Genomic DNA, 5,169 nt, shown 5'->3' on the forward strand with positions numbered 1-5,169 from the left:
CATATGGCGCTTGAGGCGAAACCTCGATACGCGGCCGCAGATCGGCGCCCACCACCGCACCGGCAGTGCCGCCGCCACCACGAGATAGAAGATAGACAGCAGGCCTTCGCGAAGATCCTTGTTGGAAAAGCGGCGAAGCCGGCCAGGGCGAACCAGCTTGCGGCTGAAGAAGCGTACATCCTCCGCCCGTTCCGGGACGAAGACGTCTGCGATGATTTCAGTGCGGAAACTGGCTGCCGACGGCAGCTTGCGGGCGGCCTTGCGGGATTTTTCTAACCACCACAGCCTCATCGGTCCAGCCCGTTCTTCGAACCCCGCTTTACTGCGTCGGCTTGGGCCGTGCAAGGTCATGTCCGCGCTCAAGACTTCTGCAAATTTCGCTTGCCCTAGACTTGAGACAAGCGCGCCGCTTACGAAGTGTTGATTTCGAGGGCCGGACGAAGATAGTCGTATCGCTATTCCATATATGGCGTCAGCACATCTTCGATCCATTTCATGAACGCGCGGACCCGGCGCGATAGATTGCTCCGATGTGCGACGACGAGGGACACGGCGAGCGGCCGGCGACGAAAATCGGGTAGGATCTCGACAAGCGCTCCACTCCCCAAGTATCGGCCAATGCCCAAGAGTGGCGCCTGGATCAGGCCGAGGCCGGCGAGGGCCGCTGCTTCGTAGGTCTGTGCGCTGTTGACGTGTAGCGCACCTGGCAACTGAAGCGTCGCGTAGCTGTCGCCGTCCGGATATTCCCATCCATAGGGTCGCGCGCCCAGCAGCGTCGAAAAATGAATTGCCCTATGTTCCTGACGCTGGAGATCTTCCAGCGATCGAGGCACGCCATGGCGCGCCAGATAGGCGGGACTGGCTGCGTTGGCCATGCGCAACAGGCCCAACGGGCGGGCAATCAGGGTCTCGTCGCGAATGGGTCCAAGCCGCAATACACAATCGAACCCCTCTTGAACCAGATCGACTTGCCGATCCGTACTCGACACCTCCAGCTCCAACTCGGGGTGAGCCGCCATGAAATCCGGCAAAGCCGGTACGATCGTTGTGCGCGCCACTTCGGTCGGAAGGTCGACCCGCAAACGGCCGCGAAGTGCCACGCGGTCGCCTGCGAACATCGAGTGCAGATCATCGACTTCAGCAAGCAGATCGCGGGCGCGGGCATGAAATGCGCGTCCGTCCTCCGTCAACCGCACGCTGCGCGTCGTCCGGTGCAGAAGCCTGACACCCACATCTTCTTCCAGCTTGCGGACCGCCGTTGAGGCTCTCCCCTTTTGGATGCCCAGGCTATCGGCCGCGCGGGTGAAGCTCCCCATTTCCGCGACCGTTGTGAAAATGAGGATGGGTTCGAGATTCTGCATTTTCGTGCCTCGGATTGTTTCCCAAAAAGAGAACAGTTGGTTCATTTTCTCGGCATTTATCACATTTGAGAGGCACAGTAAGCTTCGAATATGGGATCTCCCCATCGGAGAATGACAAGTGTCCGAAACTGTGAACCTGCATCAGACACCGGAAATTATGACCTTGCATCGCGCCCTGTGGGCCGGCCGGATCATGAGCGCGTTTGTCGTCATCGCCCTGACGGCAGATGGCACTGTTCAGCTTTTCGCGCCGGCACAGATCGCCAGCATGTTGCAGGAAACCGGGTTTGCGATGGACCTGACCCGTGTCGTGGGTCCGATCATCCTCGCCTGCGCCATCCTCTACGCCATCCCGGTCACCGCCGTCCTCGGCGCGATCCTGGTGACGGGCTTTTTGGGAGGTGCCATCTGCGCCCATCTCCGCATCGGTGAGTTGGGGTCGCCGCCGGAAATCATCTCCCTGTTTCTGGGCGCGATGACCTGGGGCGGCCTCTATCTCCGCGATCCCCGTATCCGGGCCATTCTGCCGCTCATCCATTGAACCAACAGGGGCAGCTCTGTCCCCCGACATCAGGAGAAAACACATGTTCCTAGTAATGGGAATCACGGGAAAAGTTGGCGGCGCAACGGCAGAGCATCTGCTGGCGCACGGCAAGGAGGTACGCGCACTCGTCCGCAACCGCGACAAGGCGGCCAATTGGGCGAACCAGGGCGTGGAACTGGTAGACGGCGACTGGAATGATTCGGCAGCCATCGAGCGAGCCCTCAAAGGCGTCGAAGGCGCGTTCGTCATGTTGCCCCCTGTCTGGGCGCCGTCGCCCGATTACAAAGAAGCGAGGAGCGTGATTGCTAGCTATGTCGAGGCTCTGACCAAGGCAGCGCCGCCGCGAGTGGTCGCGCTTTCGTCGATGGGTGCGAACAGAACAAGCGGGCACGGGGTGATCGCGGCCTTGTCGCTTCTGGAGCAAGGGTTTCGCGGCCTGACATCACCAACCGCATTTGTGCGCGCGGGGGGATTCTTCGAAAATTTCCTCTACGGCTTGCAGGTCGCGCAGGGCGGAATGCTACCGGTCTACTACAATCCGACAAACCGGAAATCGACCATGGTTGCGACGAACGACATCGGCGCAGAGGTCGCAACCCTTTTGACCGGGTCGACGTGGTCAGGGCAGCGCATCGTCGAGATCGGTTCGATGGTCACCGCGGATGAAGTCGCCGAGCAGTTGGGTGAAGTCCTGAATCTCGCCGTGAAAGCCTTTGCAATTCCGCGTGCGGGGTGGGCGGAAGCGTTCGAGCAATTCGGCATCCCGAAGGGTCACTCCGGACCCGCCGAAGAAATGTTCGAGGCCGTGAATGCGGGATGGATGGACCTCGGTGTGGCGGGTACGGAGCACGTAGCGGGTACGACGTCCGCACGCGCTGTATTCGAGGCTGCGTCTAACGTGAACGGATAGGCCAAAACTGCATGAGGTTCTCCGTGATTTCGAGCTTCGCAACCCGAGATTTGGAGAACCTCTCCTTCAATGCAGGAATCTCTATCTGAACGCGATCAGCTTGAAGTCGGTGGTTTAGATCTGCGACGTCAGCTCGACCGGAAAATCGTCATTGTCGGCATCGCGCATGGCGGCGAGGCTGCGATTATCCAGCACTTCGGCGATTGCCTGCCGCACCTCCAGCATCATGTGGCGGACCTGGCAGGTCGCCTCGTCGCAATCCTCGCAGCGTTGATACTGCGTGCGGCTGGCGCAAGGGATTGGCGCCAGCGGCCCGTCAAGCACGCGCACGACATGGCCGATCTTGATTTCGGAGGCCGGCCGGGCAAGGCGGTAGCCGCCTTCCTTGCCTTTGCGGCTCTGGACGAAGCCGGCATTGCGCAATTCGCCCAGGATGGCATCGAGGAATTTCTTCGGGATGTTGTTGGCCACAGCGATGTCATTGACGAAGGCCAATTGGCCGGCCGGCAGGCCAGACAGATGCACGAGGGCCTTGAGGCCGTATTTGCCTTTTTTTGTCAGCATGCCCAGATCAACCCATAAAAGCCCCAACCACTCGCATCTGGCGACTGTTTGTGTGCAAATAATGACGTCTTCGCCGCGCGATGATGTTTCGCGAAACAGCCACCAAATTGCACGTTAGGCATAAACGCGTTGATTCTTTGTAACGTTTTGCACTGAGAACGCGGATATTCCGCTGATAACCAGGTTATCGGCGTTCAAAAACGAAAAAAGCCGGCAGCGCGCCGGCTTTTTCGTCTGCTGTGCAGGTATCGCTGCCTCAGCGGCTGCCGTAGGTCTGGTCGAGCAGGCCGCCGGCGGCGAAATGCTCTTTCTGCACCTTGTCCCAGCCGCCGAAAACGTCTTCCACCGTCAGCAGCCGGACATCGGGGAAATCAGCCTTGTATTTCGCCGCCACAGCGGCGTCGCGGGCTCTGAGGCCGTTGCGGGCGGCGATGTCCTGGCCCTCCGGTGTGTAGAGGAAGTCGAGATAGGTCTTGGCCAGATCGCGCGTGCCGTGATCGTCGGCAACCTTGTCGACGATGGCGACCGGGAATTCGGCCAGCAGGCTGACCGAAGGCGTAACCTGCTCGAACTTGTCGTCGCCATACTCCTTGCGGATGCCGCGCGTCTCCGACTCGAAGGTGATCAGCACATCACCGATCTCGCGCTGCACGAAGGTGGTGGTCGCGGCGCGGCCGCCGGTGTCGAAGATCGGCACGTTGTTGAACAGCTTGGTGATGAACTCTTTCACCTTGGCGTCATCGCCCTTGAAGGCTTCCTTGGCGTAGGCGGTGGCCGCCAGATAGGTGTAGCGCGCATTGCCGGATGTTTTCGGGTTTGGGAAGATCACCTGCACGTCGTCGCGCACGAGATCGTTCCAGTCCTTGATGTGCTTGGGGTTGCCCGCGCGGACAAGGAACGAAGGCAGAGAATAGAAGGGCGAGGCATTGTCAGGGAAATCCTTCTGCCAGTCGGCCGAGACGAGGCCCTTCTTGACCAGGAAGTCGATGTCGATGACCTGGTTGAAGGTAACAACGTCGGCGCCAAGACCCTCGGCGATGGCGCGTGCCTGCGCCGAAGTGCCGGCATGCGACTGGTCGACGGTGACGCCCGGATGCTGGGCGATGAAAGCCTTGTTGACCTGCACGAACAGTTCGCGGCCGACATCATAGGATGCGTTGAGCAGTTTGTCGGCCGACCAGGCTTGGGAGGATGCAAGGAACAGGCCGGCGACGGTGGCAAGCCCGAGGAAAAATCGTTTCATGAAAACAGGCTCCGATGCAATGCGTTGATGGTCGGACCATAGCCGTGACGTATCATGCGCGACGAGGCATGCGCTCTCGGTTCGCGGCCTCGTCGTGGGAAAATATATCGCCTAAGTTGGCACCTGTTGGAATTCTGTTCCAGGAGATGGCTACCTTCGTCGGAGTTTTTCTGCGCCTTGTTTGCGGTGCTGCATGGCATATACAAAAGGCATATACAAAGAGCTGCCGCCATGCCCCAGAACCGTCATTCAACGCCGCCCAAGGAGGCGAAGCTGTTTCGCAACAACCGCAGCCCAACACGGGAGAGTTCACCCGGATCAGGAATCTGAAGGTCGAAAACCGGTTGGCGTAGCGCTTGAGCCGAGAATCAAGCCGCCGGAAAAAGCTTCCAGCGGCCGGGGCGGAACGCCACCCGGCTTTTTTGCGCCGCGGGATGATCGACCGGCAACTCGATTTCGACCCGCTGACGCTCACCACCGATTTCAAGCTCGACCTGGCGCGTGCCGGCGACGCGCCGGCTGGCGGCGAACGTGCCGGCGATGCAGC

At 60.1% G+C, this 5,169-nt stretch carries 6 protein-coding genes and 1 pseudogene; 2 read left to right on the forward strand and 5 right to left on the reverse strand.

Annotated elements, in window-relative coordinates; genetic code table 11:
* Both EN994_RS35940 and EN994_RS04255 read right to left on the reverse strand, forming a co-directional pair.
* Positions 1 to 291: pseudogene (locus tag EN994_RS35940) on the reverse strand (hypothetical protein); the annotation flags it as partial.
* Positions 292 to 455: 164 nt separating this feature from the next.
* Entirely contained in the window at positions 456 to 1,406 is a 951-nt protein-coding gene (locus EN994_RS04255; RefSeq protein WP_244514315.1) for a LysR family transcriptional regulator, read from the reverse strand.
* A 73-nt stretch (positions 1,407 to 1,479) separates the two neighbouring features.
* Between EN994_RS04255 and EN994_RS04260 the strand changes: the two genes are divergently transcribed.
* Together EN994_RS04260 and EN994_RS04265 are read left to right on the forward strand one after the other, a co-directional pair.
* Positions 1,480 to 1,902, forward strand: coding sequence for a DoxX family protein (locus tag EN994_RS04260; RefSeq protein ID WP_024501529.1), 423 nt, complete (start codon positions 1,480 to 1,482; stop codon positions 1,900 to 1,902).
* A gap of 43 nt (positions 1,903 to 1,945) precedes the next feature.
* Positions 1,946 to 2,815, forward strand: a complete 870-nt coding sequence (locus EN994_RS04265; RefSeq protein ID WP_027160686.1) for an NmrA family NAD(P)-binding protein — start codon at positions 1,946 to 1,948, stop codon at positions 2,813 to 2,815.
* Positions 2,816 to 2,929: 114 nt separating this feature from the next.
* On the opposite strand, the gene EN994_RS04270 is transcribed toward EN994_RS04265, so the two are convergent.
* The 3 genes from EN994_RS04270 to EN994_RS04280 form a co-directional block, all read right to left on the reverse strand.
* Positions 2,930 to 3,379 carry an Rrf2 family transcriptional regulator gene (locus EN994_RS04270; protein ID WP_013530871.1) on the reverse strand — a complete coding sequence of 150 codons (450 nt, stop codon included), beginning with the start codon at positions 3,377 to 3,379 and terminating at the stop codon, positions 2,930 to 2,932.
* Positions 3,380 to 3,635: 256 nt separating this feature from the next.
* Positions 3,636 to 4,622 (reverse strand): sulfate ABC transporter substrate-binding protein, encoded by a 987-nt coding sequence (locus tag EN994_RS04275; protein ID WP_013530872.1) that lies wholly within the window; start codon positions 4,620 to 4,622, stop codon positions 3,636 to 3,638.
* Positions 4,623 to 4,990: 368 nt separating this feature from the next.
* A partial coding sequence (locus EN994_RS04280) for a TOBE-like domain-containing protein (protein WP_206530372.1) occupies positions 4,991 to 5,169 on the reverse strand: 179 nt, incomplete at its 5' end.

The sequence above is a fragment of the Mesorhizobium sp. M7A.F.Ca.CA.002.09.1.1 genome, from assembly GCF_003998555.1.
Lineage (GTDB): Bacteria > Pseudomonadota > Alphaproteobacteria > Rhizobiales > Rhizobiaceae > Mesorhizobium > Mesorhizobium ciceri.